At 68.7% G+C, this 18,505-nt stretch carries 17 protein-coding genes; 6 read left to right on the top strand and 11 right to left on the bottom strand.

Features of this window, described 5'->3' with window-relative positions:
• Window positions 1–21: 21 nt before the first annotated feature.
• Both AP428_RS04000 and AP428_RS03995 read right to left on the bottom strand, forming a co-directional pair.
• Window positions 22–1,014, bottom strand: a complete 993-nt coding sequence (locus AP428_RS04000; RefSeq protein WP_054927601.1) for a FecR domain-containing protein — start codon at window positions 1,012–1,014, stop codon at window positions 22–24.
• Between the two features lie 3 nt (window positions 1,015–1,017).
• Window positions 1,018–1,527 (bottom strand): sigma-70 family RNA polymerase sigma factor, encoded by a 510-nt coding sequence (locus AP428_RS03995; protein ID WP_011545141.1) that lies wholly within the window; start codon window positions 1,525–1,527, stop codon window positions 1,018–1,020.
• A gap of 494 nt (window positions 1,528–2,021) precedes the next feature.
• On the opposite strand from AP428_RS03995, the gene AP428_RS03990 reads away from it, so the two are divergent.
• Together AP428_RS03990 and AP428_RS03985 are read left to right on the top strand one after the other, a co-directional pair.
• Window positions 2,022–3,182, top strand: coding sequence for a porin (locus tag AP428_RS03990; RefSeq protein WP_054927600.1), 1,161 nt, complete (start codon window positions 2,022–2,024; stop codon window positions 3,180–3,182).
• A 412-nt stretch (window positions 3,183–3,594) separates the two neighbouring features.
• Complete coding sequence (locus tag AP428_RS03985; protein ID WP_054927599.1) at window positions 3,595–4,821, top strand: transglycosylase SLT domain-containing protein; 1,227 nt, start codon at window positions 3,595–3,597, stop codon at window positions 4,819–4,821.
• Between the two features lie 143 nt (window positions 4,822–4,964).
• On the opposite strand, the gene AP428_RS03980 is transcribed toward AP428_RS03985, so the two are convergent.
• Together AP428_RS03980 and AP428_RS03975 are read right to left on the bottom strand one after the other, a co-directional pair.
• Complete coding sequence (locus AP428_RS03980) at window positions 4,965–5,300, bottom strand: hypothetical protein (RefSeq protein WP_054927598.1); 336 nt, start codon at window positions 5,298–5,300, stop codon at window positions 4,965–4,967.
• Between the two features lie 272 nt (window positions 5,301–5,572).
• Complete coding sequence (locus AP428_RS03975; protein ID WP_011694253.1) at window positions 5,573–6,319, bottom strand: MipA/OmpV family protein; 747 nt, start codon at window positions 6,317–6,319, stop codon at window positions 5,573–5,575.
• Between the two features lie 245 nt (window positions 6,320–6,564).
• On the opposite strand from AP428_RS03975, the gene AP428_RS03970 reads away from it, so the two are divergent.
• Both AP428_RS03970 and AP428_RS03965 read left to right on the top strand, forming a co-directional pair.
• Window positions 6,565–7,290, top strand: a complete 726-nt coding sequence (locus AP428_RS03970; RefSeq protein ID WP_011545135.1) for a response regulator — start codon at window positions 6,565–6,567, stop codon at window positions 7,288–7,290.
• Window positions 7,291–8,676, top strand: coding sequence for an ATP-binding protein (locus AP428_RS03965; RefSeq protein WP_011694270.1), 1,386 nt, complete (start codon window positions 7,291–7,293; stop codon window positions 8,674–8,676).
• Between the two features lie 46 nt (window positions 8,677–8,722).
• Here AP428_RS03965 and AP428_RS03960 read toward each other — a convergent pair whose 3' ends face one another.
• From AP428_RS03960 to AP428_RS03945, 4 genes are read right to left on the bottom strand one after another with little or no spacing between them, the layout of a single operon-like run.
• Entirely contained in the window at window positions 8,723–9,763 is a 1,041-nt protein-coding gene (locus AP428_RS03960) for an iron ABC transporter permease (protein WP_023475538.1), read from the bottom strand.
• Window positions 9,760–10,752 (bottom strand): ABC transporter substrate-binding protein, encoded by a 993-nt coding sequence (locus AP428_RS03955; RefSeq protein WP_054927597.1) that lies wholly within the window; start codon window positions 10,750–10,752, stop codon window positions 9,760–9,762. Before AP428_RS03955 ends, AP428_RS03960 begins: the two co-directional genes overlap by 4 nt.
• Entirely contained in the window at window positions 10,749–11,534 is a 786-nt protein-coding gene (locus AP428_RS03950) for an ABC transporter ATP-binding protein (RefSeq protein WP_054927596.1), read from the bottom strand. Before AP428_RS03950 ends, AP428_RS03955 begins: the two co-directional genes overlap by 4 nt.
• An 11-nt stretch (window positions 11,535–11,545) precedes the next feature.
• A complete protein-coding gene (locus tag AP428_RS03945) occupies window positions 11,546–13,636 on the bottom strand; it encodes a TonB-dependent siderophore receptor (protein WP_054927595.1) in 2,091 nt (696 codons plus the stop codon).
• Window positions 13,637–13,832: 196 nt separating this feature from the next.
• Here AP428_RS03945 and AP428_RS03940 point away from each other — a divergent pair, with 196 nt between their 5' ends.
• Window positions 13,833–14,051, top strand: a complete 219-nt coding sequence (locus tag AP428_RS03940; RefSeq protein ID WP_077216045.1) for a hypothetical protein — start codon at window positions 13,833–13,835, stop codon at window positions 14,049–14,051.
• Window positions 14,052–14,063: 12 nt separating this feature from the next.
• Here AP428_RS03940 and AP428_RS03935 read toward each other — a convergent pair whose 3' ends face one another.
• Together AP428_RS03935 and AP428_RS03930 are read right to left on the bottom strand one after the other, a co-directional pair.
• Window positions 14,064–14,504: a nuclear transport factor 2 family protein gene (locus AP428_RS03935; RefSeq protein WP_011545128.1), complete on the bottom strand. Its 441-nt coding sequence runs from the start codon at window positions 14,502–14,504 to the stop codon at window positions 14,064–14,066.
• A gap of 47 nt (window positions 14,505–14,551) precedes the next feature.
• On the bottom strand, window positions 14,552–16,576 hold the full coding sequence (locus AP428_RS03930) for an FAD-dependent oxidoreductase (RefSeq protein WP_054927593.1): 2,025 nt from the start codon (window positions 16,574–16,576) through the stop codon (window positions 14,552–14,554).
• A 151-nt stretch (window positions 16,577–16,727) separates the two neighbouring features.
• Here AP428_RS03930 and AP428_RS03925 point away from each other — a divergent pair, with 151 nt between their 5' ends.
• Complete coding sequence (locus AP428_RS03925) at window positions 16,728–17,294, top strand: PadR family transcriptional regulator (RefSeq protein WP_043887067.1); 567 nt, start codon at window positions 16,728–16,730, stop codon at window positions 17,292–17,294.
• Window positions 17,295–17,454: 160 nt separating this feature from the next.
• Here the strand turns inward: AP428_RS03925 and AP428_RS03920 are convergent, their stop codons facing one another.
• Complete coding sequence (locus AP428_RS03920) at window positions 17,455–18,435, bottom strand: NADPH:quinone oxidoreductase family protein (RefSeq protein ID WP_054927592.1); 981 nt, start codon at window positions 18,433–18,435, stop codon at window positions 17,455–17,457.
• Window positions 18,436–18,505: the final 70 nt, after the last annotated feature.

Below are 18,505 nucleotides of genomic sequence, written 5' to 3'. Positions count from 1 at the left end.
CGAAAAAATTTTTCGGCGCGCTCACGAATGGGTCGAATAGGCCGGCACGACGGTCGCCCAGTAACGCGTCAGGTAATGGACGTCGATCGGCAGCATCGCCATCAGCGTATCGAGCACGCGCTGCGGATCGTCGAGCGGATAGGTGCCCGACACGCGCAGGTCGGCCACGGCCGGATCGCAGCGCAGGTTGCCCCGGCGATAGCGGTCGAGCTCGGCAACGAGATCGGCCAGCCGCATGCGCGACGCGACGAGCATGCCGCTCGTCCACGCGGACGCATAGGGATCGAGCGGCGCAGGCGCCCCGATCGCGTCGCGCGTGAAATCCGCGCCCGTCCCGGCCGCGATCACGCGCGAGCCGGCCGACGCATCGACCGGCTGCACCTGGACGGCGCCGGCGAACACCTCGACGCGTGTCGCGCCGTCGCGCTGCCGCACCGCGAAGCGCGTGCCGAGCGGTCGCAGCTCGCCCTGCGCGGTCGCGACGACGAGCGGCCGCGCGGGCAGACGATCGTCGTGACCGCTGGTGATCATGATCGTGCCGCGCAGCAAGCGCAGGCGCCGCGCCATATCGTCGAAGCGCACGTCGAGCGCCGTGTCGGTATCGAGCACGACGACCGTGCCATCCGCAAGCGTCACCGTGCGCCGCTCCCCGACCGCCGTGCGTAGGTCCGCCGGCCAGATCGTCGCGCGCCGCGAAGGCTCGGCCATCCATGCGGCGCCGCCCGCGAACAGCAGCACGGCCAGCGTCTTCACGGCCGTGCGGCGGCCGGCCCGCTTCGGCAGCAGCGCGGCCTGTGCGGCCTGCGCGTCGAGCCCGGCCGCCAGCCGGCCGAACCGGCCCTGCATCGCTTCGATGTGACGCCACGCCGCGTCGTGCGCCGGATCTTCCGCGCGCCAGCGCGCGAGCGCGGCGGTGAACGCGTCGTCCGTGCGGCCGGACTGCCGGTCGACCCACCACTCGACTGCGCGACGGGCGACGTGCGGCGGCACCGCCGGCGCTCCCGGGGCGGCCATCGGTCAGGCCGCCATCGCGAAGAAGCACTGCGTGCCGGCCTTCACGAGATAGCGCTTCACCGTCGCGAGCGACACGCCGAGCTGGCGCGCGATCTCGACCTGCGTGAGCCCGTCGAGCTGTGCGAGCAGGAACGCACGCTTCGCCGCGGGCGGCAGGCCGTCGAGCAGCCGGTCGATCTCGAGCAGCGTCTCGACCATGACGGCCCGCTCTTCCGGCGACGGCCCAACCGCTTCCGGGCGCTGCGCGAGCACGTCGAGATACGCGCGCTCGATCTGCTCGCGCCGCCAGTGGTTGCTCAGCACACGCTGCGCGACCGTGGTCAGGAACGCACGCGGCTCGTCGGCGCCGATCGGCTCGTCGCGTGCGAGCAGGCGCACGAACGTGTCGTGCGCCAGGTCGGCCGCGCGGTGTGCGCAACCGAGCTTCCGGCTCAGCCAGCCGCGCAGCCACGCGTGGTGGCCGACATAGAGGGCGTCGATTTCTCGATGGAGGGACAGCTTGTCAGCGGACATGGCCGGGTTCCGGGTGCGCGAGCGTCAACGATTCTGTAAATGAGAATGATTATTATATACAAAAGTAAGATAGCGACCTCGGTTTCGGTGCGCCGGTGGCGACGCTGACGCGAAGCGGAGGATGGCGAAGCCGCGTGAGTGTCGCCCCGCGGATGGCGGACCGCATGCGGTTATCACACTCGTTCCAGCCCGGCCAATTCGATTCGTTAAATAATGATTTGACGGATCGATAACAATATTGAGATTGCGGGAATTCACGCGAAAATCGCGCCGAATTATCACGCCCCATGCAAACCGCGCTGAAAAAAACGCGAAACAGAAACCCATTGATACGCAACGATCAATAATTCAAATCCCTCAAAAATGAATTTCCGGGAATGCGCCTGTCGGCATCAGGCCACAACGGAGAATTTCATTTTTGCCGTTTTATCGCGGCTCTGTAGTCTCCTGCCATTCCGGATCACGAACCCCCACCAATGCGCCAAGGAGATGACATGAAACGCACGACCCTCTCGCTGATTTCGCTCGCGTCGTTCGCGGCGATGCCCGTCGCGCATGCGCAATCGAGCGTCACGCTGTATGGCGTGATCGACACGTCGATCACCTATGTGAATCACGCACAGGGCAAGGACAACGCGTGGATGCTCGGCAACAGCAGCGCGGGTAACCTCGCCGGCAGCCGCTGGGGCGTGAAAGGCACCGAGGATCTCGGCGGCGGGCTGAAGGCACTGTTCCAGCTGGAAAACGGCTTCGACCCGAGCAACGGCCGGCAGGGCCAGGGCGGCCGCCTGTTCGGCCGTCAGGCCTTCGTCGGCCTGACGAGCGACCGCTACGGCACGCTCACGTTCGGCCGCCAGTACGACCCGCTCGTCGACCTCGTGCAGGGCATCACCGCCGACAACTACCTGGGCAGCGCGTTCGCGACGCCGGGCGACGTCGACAACTACGACAACAGCTTCCGCGTCGACAACGCGGTGAAGTACACGTCGGCCGTCTATTCGGGCCTGCAGTTCGCGGCGATGTATTCGTTCGGCGGGATCGCCGGCAGCACCGGCGCCGCGCAGTCGTACTCGGCCGCCGTGTCGTACAACAACGGGCCGTTCAGCGTCGCCGGCGGCTACTTCCACGCGACCAACAGCCCCGCGTCAAACGGCGTGCGCAACGGCTGGACCAGCTCGTCGGACGGCACGTTCGACGGCCCGATCAACAGCGGCTATGCCAGCGCGCACTCGTTCGGCATCGCGCGCATCGCGGGCCAGTACGTCGCCGGCACGTTCACGTTCGGCGTCGGCTACAGCAATGCGCAATACCGCCGCGACGCGAGCTCGGTGTTCGGCTCGAACGAGCACTACAACACGGGGCAAGGCTTCGTGAACTACCAGGCGACGAACGCGCTGCTCGTCGGTGTCGGCTACAGCTACACGCGCTCGGGCGGCGACACGTCGGCGACCTATCACCAGGTATCGGCCGGCGCCGACTACAGCCTGTCGAAGCGCACCGACGTCTACCTGACCGCCGCGTATCAGCACGCAAGCGGCCAGACCGGCGACGGCAACGGCGGCTCGATGGCCGCGCAGGCATCGATCGGCTCGTACGGTTATGCGGGCACGAGCTCGCAGACGATGGTCAACCTCGGCCTGCGTCACCGCTTCTGATCGCGAATCGCGATACCCGGAGACGGCCGACTGCGCTCCACGTGGCCGGTCGACTCCCGCATTGCACATACGGCGGCTTCGGCCGCCGATTTTTTGCCGCTTCCTTTTGCGCCACGAACGGCTGGCGCGCGATTTTCTCTTTCGCTCGCTTGATTGCCGGTTTCACCCGGCGAATGACGTAATACGTCAGGTTCCGGTCGCCGCCATTGCATCGGCATTCGCGCCAATGCCGGCCATTCTTACCGATCCTGCAACGCCTCGGACCCTGATCCGGCGCGATACAAATGCGCGTCGAACGCGCGGATAAATGCAAAGGAAAGTTTGACGCGAGCCATTTGCCCGGCTGCTATGGCACACTTCGCGTCTGCGTAATTTCCTTGCACCGGGCGCCCGGATTCCGCCCCATCCTGCCATGCCGCGTCATACCACTCGCCTGTTCGGCCGCCACTCGCTGCCCTTCGCCTCGACGATCGCGCTCGCGTGCGCGCTCTGCGGCGTCGCGCGGGCAGATTGCCTGGACGACGCGGCCGCGTTCCAGCACGTGAGCGTCGCCCTGATGCGCGGCATCGCGCAAGTCGAATCGGGGATGAATCCGAACGCCGTCAACACGAATACCAACGGCACGGTCGACATCGGGCTGATGCAGATCAACAGCACGTGGCTGCCGACGCTCGCCCGCGAAGGCATCACACGGGAAAGCCTGTTCGATGCGTGCACGAACGCGTACGTCGGGGCGTGGATCCTGTCGCAGAACATCCGCCAGCTCGGCCCCAACTGGAACGCGATCGGCGCGTACAACTCCGCGTCGCCCGACAAGCGCCTCGCCTATGCGCGCAAGGTCTATGATGCAATCCGGACCATGCCGGATTCGCCGGATACTCCCATGCCCATCCTTCCCCCCTCCTTCACGCCGCCGCAACAGGCGCAGACGTACAACCCGTTCGCGAGCCTGAGCGTGTCGGCGCCGCCCGTCACGCGCGCGCGGACGATCTCGCCGGCCTCGCCGCCGGCGCCGCCGCAGGGGGGCCCCGCCGGCCCGGCCGGTACGTACAACTTCGGATGGACGGTCACCGGCGCCGATCAGGCCAAGCCGACCCAGGTGTTCGACGACGGTGCGCGGGTCTACGTGCAGTTCAGCGACATGAAGCACGTGCCGGCGATCTTCACCGAGACGTCGGCCGGGCGCGTGCTGATGTCGTGGGAGCTGCAGTTTCCGTATGCCGTCGTGACGCGTCCCGCGCAAACGTTGATCTTCCAGCTCGGGCCGTTCGAAGCGCGCGCGCAGCGCAGTTCGGCGGCCGCAGGTATGACCGCGCAGGCCGGGACGGCGGGCACGGCGACGGCCGGCGCATCGGCCCCGGCATCGAAGAAACCGGCCGGTGCGGCAGCAAATGCCGCGACGAACACGGCAGCCAATACGACAGCGAAACGCACCGCCTCGGCCGATGCGCTGTGGTACGTGAATACGCCGTCCACGTCGGGAACGGCGGCGGCCTCGCCTTCGACCGCGAATATTCCCGCCACGCTGCCGACGGCCATCACGTCGAACACGCCGCCACCCGCGCCGGCTCAAGCACCGGCTGCGGCCGCTCAGCCGTCGCGCGCCAGCGCCGACGCGCTGTGGTACATCTCGAAGTAACGCGTGTCCGATCGCACGCGTATCGCGGCGATCCTTTCGATGCGGTCAGCGGCAGTTCGGACGCGGCCGCGCCGCGCTTCATGACATACGCGCGCAGATAGCGGGAGGTCGACGATTCCGGTGACGCAATCGTCACACGGCCCTCACCCGCGCCGCACCCAGATCACTTTCCCGTCGCGGATACCGAGATTGCGGCGCTCCTGCCGGTAGTCCATCGTGCCCGGCAACGACTTGCCGTCGCGCTCGAGCACGCGCCACAGGCAGCCGTCGAGCAGCGTGGTCGCATCGGCCTCGGTCTTGCCGACCAGCGCATCGTCCGGTGCGGCGTCCGCCTTGCATGCCTGCGCGGCGCCCGACTGCAGAGGGGGCCTGGCCGCGCCGCCCGCGGTGGCGTTGGGGTGTTTCGTGTCCATGTCCGCACATCCTGCAAAAGTTGCACTCGCAACGAGTGCAACGAGCATCGCGATCGTGTTCTTCATCGGTTTCTCCCTGTCGCGGCCCGGCGGTCCATGTGCGGCACTCGTGCATGGCCGGGCATCGCATGCGTGATCGATTCCGCATGCTGCCGGCCGTTTCCTGACGGAGCCGGCCAGCGCATGGCGGCCTTTCGCGACCCGGCCGAGCCGCCCCGGCGCTCCTGCGTCGCAGGCCCGGCCTGACGCCGAACCCGAGCGCATGTTACCGCACGCGGTTCGCGGCGACGGCGCGACGCCGACGCATCGCGTGCGTCCCCCGCGCCCCCGCAATCCGTTCAGAACTTGTACGTCACGCCCGCGATGCCGTAGTAGTTGCTGCGCGACTGCACGATCGGGCTGTCGCCGGCGCGGCCGAGCAGCCGCGTCACGCCGCCGGTCGCGAGCACCGACCAGTGCCGCGACAGCGTCCAGTTCCACGCGACCGCCATCGATGCGCTGTCGATCCCGCCGCTCACCGAATACGGCCGGAACCGGCTCGTCATCGACTGTGCGTCGGTCACGCCGTAGAAGGTCTGCATGTAGCGTCCCGAGCCCGCGTGCACGGTGCCCGTCACGATGATCTCGTGCTGCGACGTCTTGAGCACCGGCACCGCGAGATCCACGTGCCCCGACACGCCGCGCGACGTGTGCGTCACTGGAGTATCGATCGTGACGCTCAGCTCCGCCGCATCGAAGAGCGTCACGCCGGCACGCACGCCGACCAGCACCGAGCCCGGAATCCGCCCCATTCCCTTCAGATAGTCGGAGCCCGGCAGGTCGAAGCGGTTCTCGTCCGCGCGGCCCGCGTCGTAGCTCACCGCCGCCGACACGAACGCCCCGTGCGGCAGGTCCAGCCGGTAGCCGGCCCCCTCCGTGCTGTCGACGAAGAAGCCATTGCCGAACTTCGCGGAAAACGACGGCGCAACCACGCCGCGATACTGTTTGCTGCCCTGGTAGCGCGGTGCGAACCCGCCGCCGAGCGACAACGAATACTGGTTTTCCGCGTGGGCAGCGGCGGCGAGGGTCAGGCCGGCGAGCGGCATGCAATAGCGGTAACGGCGAAGTAATGGGCGCACAATATTGAGATAAGGGTGACGAAGCCCGCAGTCTAGGTGCCACCCCGCGCCGAGACTGTCCTGAATGTGCGGCGAATCTGTGCGCAATTGTGTTCGATTGTTGGAGATTGTCGCCCCGCTGCCCCGGCGGTCCATCGGCCGGATAGAATTCGCGTGCCGCGCCGCGTACCGGTCTGCCGGGTGGGAGATGGCGCGTGCATCCCGAGGAGTCCATGAACGAAGTTCCACTCAAATACCGTGTGCTGCTGATCGAGGACGACGATCGCCTCGCGCAGCTCGTCCGCGAATACCTCGACGGCTATGAATTCGCGGTGACGGTCGTGCGGCGCGGCGATCTCGCCGTCGCGGCGGTGCGCGAGCACCAGCCGGCCCTCGTGATCCTCGACCTGATGCTGCCGAATCTCGACGGCATGGAAGTCTGCCGGCGCATCCGCGCGTTCACCAACGTCCCGGTGCTGATCCTGACCGCGCGGGCAGACGTGTACGACCAGGTCGCCGGGCTCGAGACGGGCGCCGACGACTACGTGACGAAGCCGATCGAGCCGCGCGTGCTCGTCGCCCGCGCCCGCGCGCTGTTGCGCCGCGCGCAGCCGGCCGCGGCGGAAGCACCCGCGGTCGCGCCCGACGCGCTCGTCTTCGGCGAGCTCGCCATTTCGCCGCCGAACCGCACCGTCACGTGGCGCGGCGAGCCGGTCGAGCTGAAGACCGCCGAATTCAACCTGCTGCTGATCCTCGCGCGCGCGGCCGGCACCGTGCTGAGCCGCGACGACATCCTGAAGCAGTTGCGCGGGATCGAATTCGACGGGCTCGACCGCTCGGTCGATTCCGGCATCTCGAAGCTGCGCCGCCGCTTCGAGGATGCGTCATCGGAGCCGCACAAGATCAAGACGATCTGGGGTCGCGGCTACCTGTTCAGCCCTTCTGCGTGGGACGAGTAAATGCTGCGCCCGTTGCTCCGGTTGTACCTCGTCGTGATCCTGTTCGTCGGTGCGTCGATCATCTTCATCCAGCTGTCGTTCGACCGGATCTTCTATGAACGCGGCGCGCAGGCGCAGCGTGATTCGCTGACGACCTATTCGTTCGTGCTGAACGACTACCTCGAACGCCATCCGGGCGCGCAGCGCGAGCTGGCATTGCGCGAACTCGCGCTGCATGGCCGCGAAGGGTTCGGCTTCATGTCGATGGCCGACGCGCGTGCGCAACTGAGCGGCGCGCCGTTGCGCGATCTCGATGCCGGCAGGATCGCGATCAGCTACAACGGCAAGGATTACTACATGCCGCTCGCGGACGGCTCGGTGCTGCATGCCCGCCCGATCGAGGCGCCCGACCTCGACATCCGGATCTATGCGTACATGCTGCTCGCGCTCGCGACGCTGTTCGCGGTGGTGCTGTGGATTCACTATCACTGGCGCGACATTCGCCGGCTGCAGGATGCCGCGCGCGCGTTCGGCGCCGGAATGCTGTCGACGCGCGTGAAGCTGTCGGGCAAGTCGAACATCTACGAGCTGTCGCAGCAGTTCAACGACATGGCCGCGCGCATCGAGGCGTCGATCAAGCAGCAGCGCGAAATGATGCACGGCATCTCGCATGAACTGAAAACGCCGCTCGCCCGGCTCGAATTCGGGCTCGCGTTGCTCGCCGACGCCGACGAGACGGGCCGGATGCGCGAGCGCCGCGACGCGCTGCGACGCGACGTGCGCGAACTCGACGAGCTCGTCACCGAGTTGCTGACGATCGGCCGGCTCGAACAGGGTGCGAGCGAGCTCGCGCCGATGGAAGTCGTCGTCGATGCGCTGATCGACAGCGTCGCCGGCAACGTCGCGGACGACATCGCCGATCGCGGCATCGCGCTCGACGTGTCGACGTTCGACGCGCCCGCGACCCACGTCTGCGATCCTAAGCTCGTCGCCCGCGCGCTGCTGAACCTGATTCGCAACGGCGCCCGCTATGCGTCGCGCAAGGTCGTGCTGGCCGCGACCCGCGACCCGTCCGGCGCGCTCGTGCTGAGCGTCGACGACGATGGCCCCGGCATTCCGGCCGCCGAACGCGCCCGCGTGTTCGAGCCGTTCCAGCGGCTGGATTCGAGCCGCGACCGTCAGACCGGCGGTTTCGGGCTCGGGCTCGCGATCGTGCGGCGCGTCGCGCAGGTGCACGGCGGCGACGTGCGGCTCGAGGATTCGCCGCTCGGCGGCGCGCGCTTCGTGATCACGCTGCCCGTGCGTGCGCTGCCGGACAGTCTGTTCGACGTCGCGCAGCACGTGGAAAGCACGCATGCCGATGCGCGCCGCCGCAGCGGCACGGGCACGGTCGTCCCGCTTCGATGAAAACGGCGGCGGGCGGCTACCCGCCCCCGCGTGACCGTGCCTTCGCTCAGCGCCGGCGCAACAGCGCGACGAAGAACAGGCTGCCGAACAGCGCGGTCACGATGCCGATCGGCAGGTCCTCCGGCGCCGCGAGCGTGCGCGCGGCGACATCGGCCCACACGAGCAGGATCGCGCCGGCCAGCGCGGCGACCGGCAGCAGCCGGCCGTGCTCCGCGCCGACGACGCGACGGCACAGATGCGGCGTCACGAGCCCGACGAAGCCGATCGCGCCGCTCACCGCGACCATCGCGCCCGTCGCGAACGACGCGACGACGAACACCTCGCGCCGCATCCGCGCGCTCGGCACGCCGAGCGACGCGGCGGCGACGTCGCCCGACATCAGCGCATTCAGTTCGCGTCGGCGCGCATGGAGCGCGCCGCCGGCGAGCACCGCGCATACGGCCGGCACCGGCAGCAGGTCCCAGCGCGCGAGCCCGACGCCGCCGAGCATCCAGAACAGCACCGACGACGCGGCGCGCTGGTCGCCGAGATACAGCAGCAGGTTGCCGAACGCGGCCATCATGAACGACACCGACACACCCGCGAGCAGCAGCCGGTCCGATTCGAGCCGGCCGCTCCGGTAAGCGAGCGCGACCACGCACGCGGTCGCCGCGAGCGCCCCTGCAAACGCGGCGGCCGACAGCGTGAACGGACCGAACGCCGCGCCGGCCACCACCGTCACCGCGATCGCGCCGAGCATTGCGCCCGCGCTCACGCCGAGCAGGTGCGGATCGGCCAGGCGGTTCGCGGTCGCCGCCTGCAACGCGACACCGACCGTCGCCAGCGTCGCGCCGACGAGCGCGGCCAGCAGCGCACGCGGCATCCGGATCAACCACACGATGCTGTCGTCGCCCGGCGCCGCCGCAAACGCATCGGCGCCGCCGAACGCCGACGCGACGTGCGCGGCGACGATCCGCACCGCGGCCGGCATCGCGATCGGCGCGGGACCGAACGCGGCCGACACGACGATCGACACGATCAGCAGCACGGCCAGCCCCGGCAGCACCACGCGCATGTCGAGCCGCGCCGCCTGCCCGCGCACGCTCATCGTGCCGCTCCGGCGAATGCGGCCGGATACAGCGCGCGGGCCAGCGTCTCGACCGCCGCGACGTTCTCCGGGCCGGGCGTCGCGGCATCGTACGGAATCACGACGAAGCGCCGGTCGCGAATCGCGGCCACGCGCGCGAGCGCCGGCTGGCTCGACAGGAACTGCTGCTTCTGCGCGGCCGTGACCGCCGAATAGTCGACGATCACGATCACCTGCGGATCGCGCGCGACCACGCTTTCCCAGCTCACCTGCGTCCAGCTGCGCGGCAGGTCGTCCATCACGTTGCGCGCGCCCGCCGCCGCGAGCAACGCGGTCGGCATCGCGAGCCCGCCCGCGGTCATCGGCTTGTCGGTGCCGCTGTCGTACACGAACACGCGCAGCGGCGCCGGGCGCCCGATCGCGCGCGACACCGCCGCGAGCCGCGCGCGCATCCCGGCGACGACCTGCGCGGCGCGCGCATCGACACCGAAGATGCGACCGAGATTGGTCAGGTCGCGGAACACGTCGTCGAACGACGCGGCCGACTGCTTCATCACGTGCGAACACGATTCGGTCAGTTCGTAGGTGCGGATGCCGAACGGCGCGAGCGTCGCCGGTGTCACCGGCCCGCCGACGTGCATCCCGTAGTTCCAGCCCGCGAGATAGAAATCGGCGCGCGCGGCGGCCAGCACTTCCAGCGACGGATACTGGCTCGCCAGTTCGGGCACGCCGCGCAACGCGTCGCGCACGCGCGCGGTGCCCGTCTTCCAGCCGCCGATGCCCGTATAGCCGACGAGCCGGTCCTTCAGGCCGAGCGCGAGCATCATTTCGGTCAGGTTCACGTCGTTGCTCACCGCGCGCGTCGGTGCGCGCTCGAACGTCACGTCGCGATCGCAACTGCGCACGGTGACGGGATAGGCGAGCGCGTGCGCGGCCGCGCCGCCGAGCACGGCAGCTGCGACCAGCCGGCGGGCGACGAAAGACAGGAGAGGAAACGGCATGGTGGTCATTCCGGATGAAGCGGCGTGATGCGCGGGCGGCCCGTGGCGGGATGGCGATCGACGAGTGCGGCGACGCCGAACACGTCGCGCATCAGCGCTTCGGTCAGCACGTCGTCCGGCGCGCCGGACGCGACGACGCGGCCGTGCGCGAGCACATGGAGCCGGTCGCAATACGCGGCCGCGAGATTGAGGTCGTGAATCGTCGCGAGCGTCGCGATGCCGAGGCGGCGCACGCGCGCGAGCAGTTCGAGCTGGTGACGCAGGTCGAGATGGTTGGTCGGTTCGTCGAGCAACAGCAGCTCGGGTTGCTGCGCGAGTGCGCGGGCCAGCAGCGCGCGCTGCTTCTCGCCGCCCGACAGCGACGCAAAACGCTGCGCGCGACGCTCGACGAGGCCCACATCGTGCAGCGCGGATTCGACGATCCGGCGGTCGTCGGCCGACTCCGCATCGAACGCCCGCTTGTGCGGCGTGCGGCCCATGCCGACCAGCTCGTCGACCGTCAACCCGAAATCGTCGGGCGCTTCCTGCTGCAGCACCGCGATGCGCTGTGCGACTGCGCGCGGCCGCATGCGCCACACGTCCTGCGCGTCGAGCGCGACGCGCCCCGCGTCGGGCTGCGCGTAGCGGAACACGCAGCGCAGCAGGCTCGTCTTGCCGCTGCCGTTCGGGCCGACCAGCCCGACGAACTCGCCTTCGGCCACCGTCAGCGTCACCGAATCGAGCACGTCGACCGCGCCGCCGGGAGACCAGCTCACGCGTTCGATGTCGAGCATGTGTTTGACGGGACGCATGTCGTGCCGCCCTAGAAGCGCATCGTCGCGACGAGCTCCGCCGAGCGCGACGGGCCGAGCAGCCATTGCTCGCCGCCGTTCGACGTCGTCACCGCGTACGTGCGGTTCGCGAGATTGCGCAGATACAGCGCGAGCTCGGTGCGCGACGTCGGCTGCCAGCGCAGCGACGCATCGAACACCGTATACGACGGCACCTGCACGCGATTCGCATCGTCGCCGTAGGTCGCGCCGACGTAACGCACGCCCGCATTCACGTGCCAGCGCTCGGCGAACGCCCAGCCGAGCCACAGGTTCGCGGTCTGCTGCGGCACGCCCGACGGCACGTTGCCGGCCCGCGACACCGTCGCGCCGCCGACCGTCTGGTTGAATGCGTCGTAGCGCGCACGCAGCAACGCGACGTTCGCATCGATCGTCCAGCCGTGCGACAGCCGCGCGCCGCCGGTCAGCTCGACGCCGCGCGACGACTGCCGGCCGACCTGCTGGCGCAGCGCCGGATTGAACGGATCGGTGCTGAGCAGGTTGCGCTTCGTGATGTCGTACACCGCGAACGTCCAGTACGCGCGCCCGTCGAGCAGCGTCTGCTTGAGCCCGGCTTCCCACTGTTCGCCGGTCGCGAGCCGGACGTTCATCTGCGACGCGGACAGCGTCACGAGCGAGCCGACGCCCTCCGCGCCCGTCGTGTACTGCGCATAGGCGGTGAACGTCGGCGCGATGTCGAACACGACACCGGTGCGCCAGCCGACGTTCGCGAACCGCTTGTCGAAGCCCGCGCCGGTCTCCGCCTGCTCGCGACTGAACGCGATATGGTCGTAGCGCAGGCCACTCACCCACGCGAGCCGCGGCAGCACCTCGAGCCGGTTCTCCGCGAATACCGCCGCCTGCCGTGCGCGCGTGCTGAATTGCGGCACGGTCGGATCGGGGCTCGTGAACACACCAGGATCGAAGCCGTGCGCGGGCACCGTCGTTTCGCCGCCGTACGGCGAATTGTTGACGCCGCTGAACGTGATCTGGCTGAATTCCGTGCCGACGACGAAACGGTTCGCGCGACCGAACAGCATCCCGTCGAAACGCGCGCTCAGCCGGTCGCCGATCTGCCGCTGATGATGGCCGATGTCGAGATAGTCGCCGCGCGTGACGCGTCCCGTCGCGGGGTCGAGCACATATGACTCGGCGTTACGCCAGTGACGGTTCGATGTCAGGTAGTAGAGCTGGTTGCTGATCGTCACGCCGGGCGCGGGCCGGTAGCTGGCCGACAGGCGCGTCCACTGGTCGTAGTACGAAATCGTCGCGTCGCCGACCGTGTAGTTCAGCTTGCGCAGCGACGGATCGAGCACGCCGTGCGGCGCCGGCACGCCATAGTAGGTCGCCGGCATCTGGCGCCCGTAGTCGTAGTCGAGCGTCAGCGTGAGCTGCGGGCTCACGTCGAACGTCAGCGCGCCGCCGATGGCCGTCGTATGCGTGTCGGCCCGCTCGGCGAGACCGTTCGCACGCGCATCGCTTGCGTAGAAGCGGTACGACAGCCGCGGGCCGAGCGCGCCCGTCGTATCGAACGCGAAGCGCTTCGCGCCGTCGGGGCCGACGCCCGCCTGCAGCGTCGTCTCGCGCGTGCGCTGCGGCCGCTTCGGCACCACGTTCACGACTCCGCCGATCGCCCCTTCGCCGTACAGCACCGATGCCGGGCCGCGCAGCACCTCGATGCGCGCGACCGACCACGTGTCGAACGGAAACGTGATCGTGCCGGCCGCCGGCATCAGCCGCACGCCGTCGAGCAGCGTCATCACCGATTCCTGCCCGCTGAAGCCGCGCACGCTCAGTGCGGTGCCGCCGGTGCCCGGTGCGATCGCGCTCGCAAAGCCGGCCGTGCGCGTGACCGCGTCGAGCACCGTGCGATCGCCGCGTGCGTCGATCGTGTCGGCCGTGACGGTTTCGACGCTCGCGGGCGTGTCGAGACTGGCAAGCCCGAGCCGCGAGCCCGTTTCGAGCGGTTGCGTCAGCGGATCGGCCGGCGCGGACGACGCGGTGACGTTGATCGCCGGCAGCGCGTGCCGGTCATCCGGCGCCGACGCCGCAGCTTCGGCGGCCAGCGCGCCGGTGGTGGCCATCGCGCAGCCCAGCAAGGTCGTGCACCTGCGTGCCGCGCGAGTGCGCCAGGCGCCCGTGGTCCGGCGCGGCGCGGCATGGCGCCGCTCCCCGCGCGCCGGGGTATGTCCGGTTCTCGTCACGTCGTATCGATCTTCGTTGGTGTCGCCGCACGCGGCCGGCCCGGGTAGCCCGGCCGGCCGGCGACGAAAACGTCAGATGATACAATATATCAACTTGATCCGTCAGGGTTTCGACAGCTTGAGTTATCGCCCCGCGCGGCTACAGCGGGAAGCCGAACTTGTCGCGCTACGGCCGGTTACGTGCCGCGAATGCGAGCATCCGCGCACGCGCATGCTCGCCGCGCGCCTCGTCGAGGCCGCGCACAACCTCGCGCGCGGGGCTCCGCAACGCGGCCGCAAGTCGGTTGCACGCTAGCCGCCACCCCGCTCAACCGCCGGTCTTGAACGCCGGCAACTGCTGCCCGAGCCGCGCGCCCATCTCCGCGCCGAGCGCCTGCAGCGCATTGAACGGCCGGATCATCACCTCGAAGTCGACGATCCGGCCGTCGTCGTCGAAGCGGATCATGTCGATTCCCTTCAACGCCTTGTCGCCGATGGTCGCGCCGAACTCCAGTACGACGCTCTTGCCGTCGTCGGTCGCGAACTGGCGGTGATACGTGAAGTTCTCGAGGATCGTGATCACCGTGCGCAGCGCCATCAGCAGCGCGGGTGCCGGCCCGTACGGCTTGAACGCCATCGGCGAACGGAACGTGGCGTCCGGATGGACGATCGATTCCAGCGTGCCGAAATCCTTGCGTTCGACCATCGCGTGCCATGCGTCGAGCGATTTCGCGACGGCAGGATGAACATTCAGCGGCGAGTGCGTCATCGCAGTCTCCAGTAACGTGGTTGGACGGGGGAAGAAACGAATCGGTATCAAAGGGTCGCGGCCAGCGTCGTGCCCTGGTGAATCGCGCGCTTCGCATCGAGCTCGGCGGCCTCGCATGCGCCGCCGATCAGATGCACGCGGCATCCGGCTGCCTGCAGTTGCTCCGCCAGCTCGCGCGACGGCTCCTGCCCCGCGCAGATCACCACGTTGTCCACCGGCAGCATCTGCTCGACGCCGTCGATCGTCACGTGAAGACCTTCATCGTCGATGCGCCGGTACGTGACCGCCGACGACATCCCGACGCCGCGCGCCTTCAGCGCCGTACGGTGAATCCATCCGGTGGTCTTGCCGAGCCCGTCGCCGACCTTCGACGCCTTGCGCTGCAGCAGATGTACGTGCCGCGCCGCCGGCTCGGGCCGCGCGACACCCAGCCCGCCGGCATTCGCATACGACCGGTCGACACCCCATTCGCTGAAGAACCGGTCAGCGTCGACACGTTCGCCAGCGTCGCGATGAACGAGATATTCGGCGACGTCGAAGCCGATGCCGCCCGCGCCGACGATCGCGACGCTGCGGCCCACGGCCTTGTCGTCGCGCAGCACGTCGAGATAGCCGAGCGCTTTCGGATGCCCGATGCCGTCGATCGGCGGCGTGCGCGGCACGATGCCCGTCGCGATCACCACCTCGTCGAATTCGCCCTGCAGCAGCATCTCGGCGGTCGCACGCGTGTTGACGTGCAGCGCGATGCCGCGCAATTCGATCTGCCGGCGGAAATAGCGCAGCGTCTCGTTGAACTCTTCCTTGCCCGGCACCTTCTTCGCGATGTTGAACTGGCCGCCGATCTCGGCGCCCGCTTCGTACAGCGTGACCGCATGACCGCGTTCGGCCGCCGTGACCGCGAAGCCGAGGCCCGCCGGCCCGGCGCCGACCACCGCGATCCGCTTGCGGCGCGGCGCGGGCTGGATCACGAGCTCGGTTTCATGACACGCACGCGGATTCACGAGGCACGACGTGATCCTGCCGCTGAACGTATGGTCGAGGCACGCCTGGTTGCAACCGATGCACGTGTTGATTTCGTCCGCGCGCCCTTCCCGCGCCTTGCGGACGAACTCGGCATCGGCGAGAAACGGCCGCGCCATCGACACCATGTCGCCATAGCCGTCGGCGAGCAGTTGCTCGGCGACTTCCGGCGTGTTGATCCGGTTGGTCGCGACAAGCGGGATCCCGACCTTGCCCATCAGTTGCCGCGTCACCCACGCATACGCGGCGCGCGGCACCTTGGTCGCGATGGTCGGAATGCGCGCCTCGTGCCAGCCGATGCCGGTATTGAGGATCGTCGCGCCGGCCGCCTCGATCGCCTGCGCGAGCCGGATCACCTCGTCGAGCGTCGAGCCGCCTTCGACGAGATCGAGCATCGACAGCCGGTAGATGACGATGAAGTTCGTGCCGACACGCTCGCGCACCCGCCGCACGATCTCGACCGCGAAGCGGATGCGGTTCTCGTACGCGCCGCCCCATGCATCGTCGCGATGGTTCGTGCGTGCGGCGATGAATTCGTTGATCAGGTAGCCCTCGGACCCCATGATCTCGACGCCGTCGTAGCCCGCATGCTGCGCGAGCGCCGCGCATCGCACGAAATCGGCGATCGTCTCGTCGACCTCGTCGCTCGTCAACGCATGCGGCGTGAACGGGTTGATCGGCGCCTTCAGCGCGCTCGGCGCCGCGAGCGCCGGGTGATACGCATAACGCCCGAAATGCAGGATCTGCAACGCGATCCTGCCGCCCTCCGCGTGCACCGCGCGCGTCACGACACGATGGCGTTCGGCTTCCGCTTCGGTCGTCAGCATCGCGCCGGCCGGCGCCGGACGGCCGCGCTCGTTCGGCGCGAAGCCGCCCGTGACGATCAGGCCGGCCTCGCCGCGCGCGCGCTCCGCATAGAACGCGGCCATCCGATCGAAGCCGTTCGGCGCCTCCTCGAGGCCGACGTGCATCGACCCCATCAACACGCGGTTCCGGAGCGACGTGAAGCCGAGTTCGAGCGGGGTCGTCAAATGCGGATAACGGGAAGCCATCGGGTGTCTCCATGTTTATGCAACAAGTTGCATTGATAGTAGCTCGCCGGGTTTTTTTATGCAACATGTTGCATAAAAGCATCCGCGTCGTTTGTGCTGCGGCCCCGATATGGCAAGATGCGGTTCATTCCGCAGCCTTCGCCGATTCGACATGTCCCTGCCGCACGCGCTTCTCACCGCCCTCGCCGAACGCCCCGGTTCGGGGTCCGAGCTCGCCGATCGCTTCGATCGTTCGATCGGCTATTTCTGGCAGGCGACGCACCAGCAGATTTATCGCGAACTCGGGCGTCTCGAGGAAATGGGCTGGATCGAATCGCTGCCCGCCGAGTCCGGTCGCGGCCGCAAGCGCGCGTACCGGATCCTGCCGGCCGGCAAGAAGGAATTGCGCCGCTGGATCGCCGAGCCGGAAGATCCGACGCCGCTGCGCGAAGCGTTAATGGTGCGCCTGCGCGCGGAAGCCGTGCTCGGGCCGGCCGGCCTCGAGCACGAGATCCGGCGGCGCATCGCGCTGCATCAGGAAAAGCTGGACTTGTATCTGCAGATCGAGGCGCGTGATTTTGTGGCGCCCGGCGATCCGGCGACCGGCGATCCGGCGGCCGCCGATTCACGCACGAAGCGCCTGCAGCATCTGGTGCTGCAGGCCGGCATCGCGAACGAGCGGTTCTGGGTCGAGTTTTCGCAGCATGCGCTCGAGACGCTGCGCCTGCCGAAAGATTGAAGGGGCTGACGAAGCAGGCGCGTTGTTCGTTTCACCGCCGATCGAAATCGCGCGCCGGTGTAGCGGAGCGCAGCGCTTTACAGCAGGTCGCGCGCCGCGCCCAACGTCGTGAAAAATCCGCCGCCCGGCCAGCATTGAATTGCCGCGCGGCGAGCCCCGATCAAGCGTCCGGAAAAATCACCACCTTGCCCTTCACCTGCCGGTTGGCCATCCGCGCGATCGCGTCGGCCGCGCCGTCCAGCGACACGCGCTCGGTGATCGCGGGCCGCACCTTGCCGGCTGCGAACCATTCGGCGAGCAGCCGCATGTTCGCGGCATGCTGTGCCGGGTCGCGCCGCACCGCATCGCCCCAGAACACGCCGAGAATGTCGCGCTCCTTCAGCAGCGCAAGGTTCAACGCAATCTTCGGAATCTCGCCGGCCGCGAAACCGACCACGAGGAACCGGCCGCGCCACGCGGTCGCGCGCAGCGCCGCTTCGCTGTACGCGCCGCCCACCGGATCGTAGACGACGTCGGCGCCGCGCCCGCCGGTCAGTTCGTCGACGCGGCGGCGCAGGTCTTCGGTCGCATAGTCGATCGTCTCGTCGGCGCCCGCTTCGCGGCACAGCGCGAGCTTGTCCGCGCTCGACGCCGCCGCGATCACGCGCGCACCGAGCGCCTTCGCGATCTCGATCGCGGCGATCCCGACGCCGCCGGCCGCGCCCAGCACGAGCAGCGTCTCGCCCGCCTGCAGGCGCGCACGCTGCTGCAACGCGTGCAGCGACGTGCCGTAGGCGAGCACGAGCGCCGCGCCCTGCTCGAACGTCATGCCGGGCGGCAGCGCGGCGAGCTGCCGCGCATCGGCCACGCACTGCTGCGCGAACCCGCCGTGCCCGGTAAACGCCATCACCGAATCGCCGGGCCGCCACGCGGTGACGCCCTCGCCGACCGCGTCGATCACGCCGGCAAATTCGGCGCCCGGCGAAAACGGCAGCACCGGTTTCACCTGATACAACCCCTGGACGATCAGCGCGTCGGGAAAATTGAGCGAGGCCGCCTTCACCTGAATCCGGACCTGCCCGGCAGCCGGTTCGGGAATCGCGACGTCCTCGATACGCAAGCGGTCGATCGGGCCGAATGCGGAACACAACAGGGCTTTCATGCGCTTCTGTCTCCTTGCGCGGCGTGGCCGGGCATCGGTACGGGGTGCGGGATGGCCCCGCGCGGCCAGT

The sequence above is a fragment of the Burkholderia sp. E168m22 genome, assembly GCF_001319805.1.
Classification (GTDB): domain Bacteria; phylum Pseudomonadota; class Gammaproteobacteria; order Burkholderiales; family Burkholderiaceae; genus Burkholderia; species Burkholderia orbicola.
Note: the sequence above shows the minus strand (reverse complement) of the source record. Positions and strands in the feature narration are given on the sequence as shown.

Bases quoted from the DNA above. Each gene is read 5' to 3' on its own strand.
- AP428_RS03935 (WP_011545128.1), bottom strand. From the start codon at position 14,504: ATGACGCACTCGCCGCTGAATGTTCATCCTGCCGTCGCGAAATCGCTC.
- AP428_RS03950 (WP_054927596.1), bottom strand. From the start codon at position 11,534: ATGCGTCCCGTCAAACACATGCTCGACATCGAACGCGTGAGCTGGTCT.
- AP428_RS03970 (WP_011545135.1), top strand. From the start codon at position 6,565: ATGAACGAAGTTCCACTCAAATACCGTGTGCTGCTGATCGAGGACGAC.
- AP428_RS03955 (WP_054927597.1), bottom strand. From the start codon at position 10,752: ATGACCACCATGCCGTTTCCTCTCCTGTCTTTCGTCGCCCGCCGGCTG.
- AP428_RS04000 (WP_054927601.1), bottom strand. From the start codon at position 1,014: ATGGCCGCCCCGGGAGCGCCGGCGGTGCCGCCGCACGTCGCCCGTCGC.
- AP428_RS03930 (WP_054927593.1), bottom strand. From the start codon at position 16,576: ATGGCTTCCCGTTATCCGCATTTGACGACCCCGCTCGAACTCGGCTTC.
- AP428_RS03985 (WP_054927599.1), top strand. From the start codon at position 3,595: ATGCCGCGTCATACCACTCGCCTGTTCGGCCGCCACTCGCTGCCCTTC.
- AP428_RS03925 (WP_043887067.1), top strand. From the start codon at position 16,728: ATGTCCCTGCCGCACGCGCTTCTCACCGCCCTCGCCGAACGCCCCGGT.
- AP428_RS03990 (WP_054927600.1), top strand. From the start codon at position 2,022: ATGAAACGCACGACCCTCTCGCTGATTTCGCTCGCGTCGTTCGCGGCG.
- AP428_RS03980 (WP_054927598.1), bottom strand. From the start codon at position 5,300: ATGAAGAACACGATCGCGATGCTCGTTGCACTCGTTGCGAGTGCAACT.
- AP428_RS03960 (WP_023475538.1), bottom strand. From the start codon at position 9,763: ATGAGCGTGCGCGGGCAGGCGGCGCGGCTCGACATGCGCGTGGTGCTG.
- AP428_RS03995 (WP_011545141.1), bottom strand. From the start codon at position 1,527: ATGTCCGCTGACAAGCTGTCCCTCCATCGAGAAATCGACGCCCTCTAT.
- AP428_RS03945 (WP_054927595.1), bottom strand. From the start codon at position 13,636: ATGGCCACCACCGGCGCGCTGGCCGCCGAAGCTGCGGCGTCGGCGCCG.
- AP428_RS03965 (WP_011694270.1), top strand. From the start codon at position 7,291: ATGCTGCGCCCGTTGCTCCGGTTGTACCTCGTCGTGATCCTGTTCGTC.
- AP428_RS03940 (WP_077216045.1), top strand. From the start codon at position 13,833: ATGATACAATATATCAACTTGATCCGTCAGGGTTTCGACAGCTTGAGT.
- AP428_RS03975 (WP_011694253.1), bottom strand. From the start codon at position 6,319: ATGCCGCTCGCCGGCCTGACCCTCGCCGCCGCTGCCCACGCGGAAAAC.
- AP428_RS03920 (WP_054927592.1), bottom strand. From the start codon at position 18,435: ATGAAAGCCCTGTTGTGTTCCGCATTCGGCCCGATCGACCGCTTGCGT.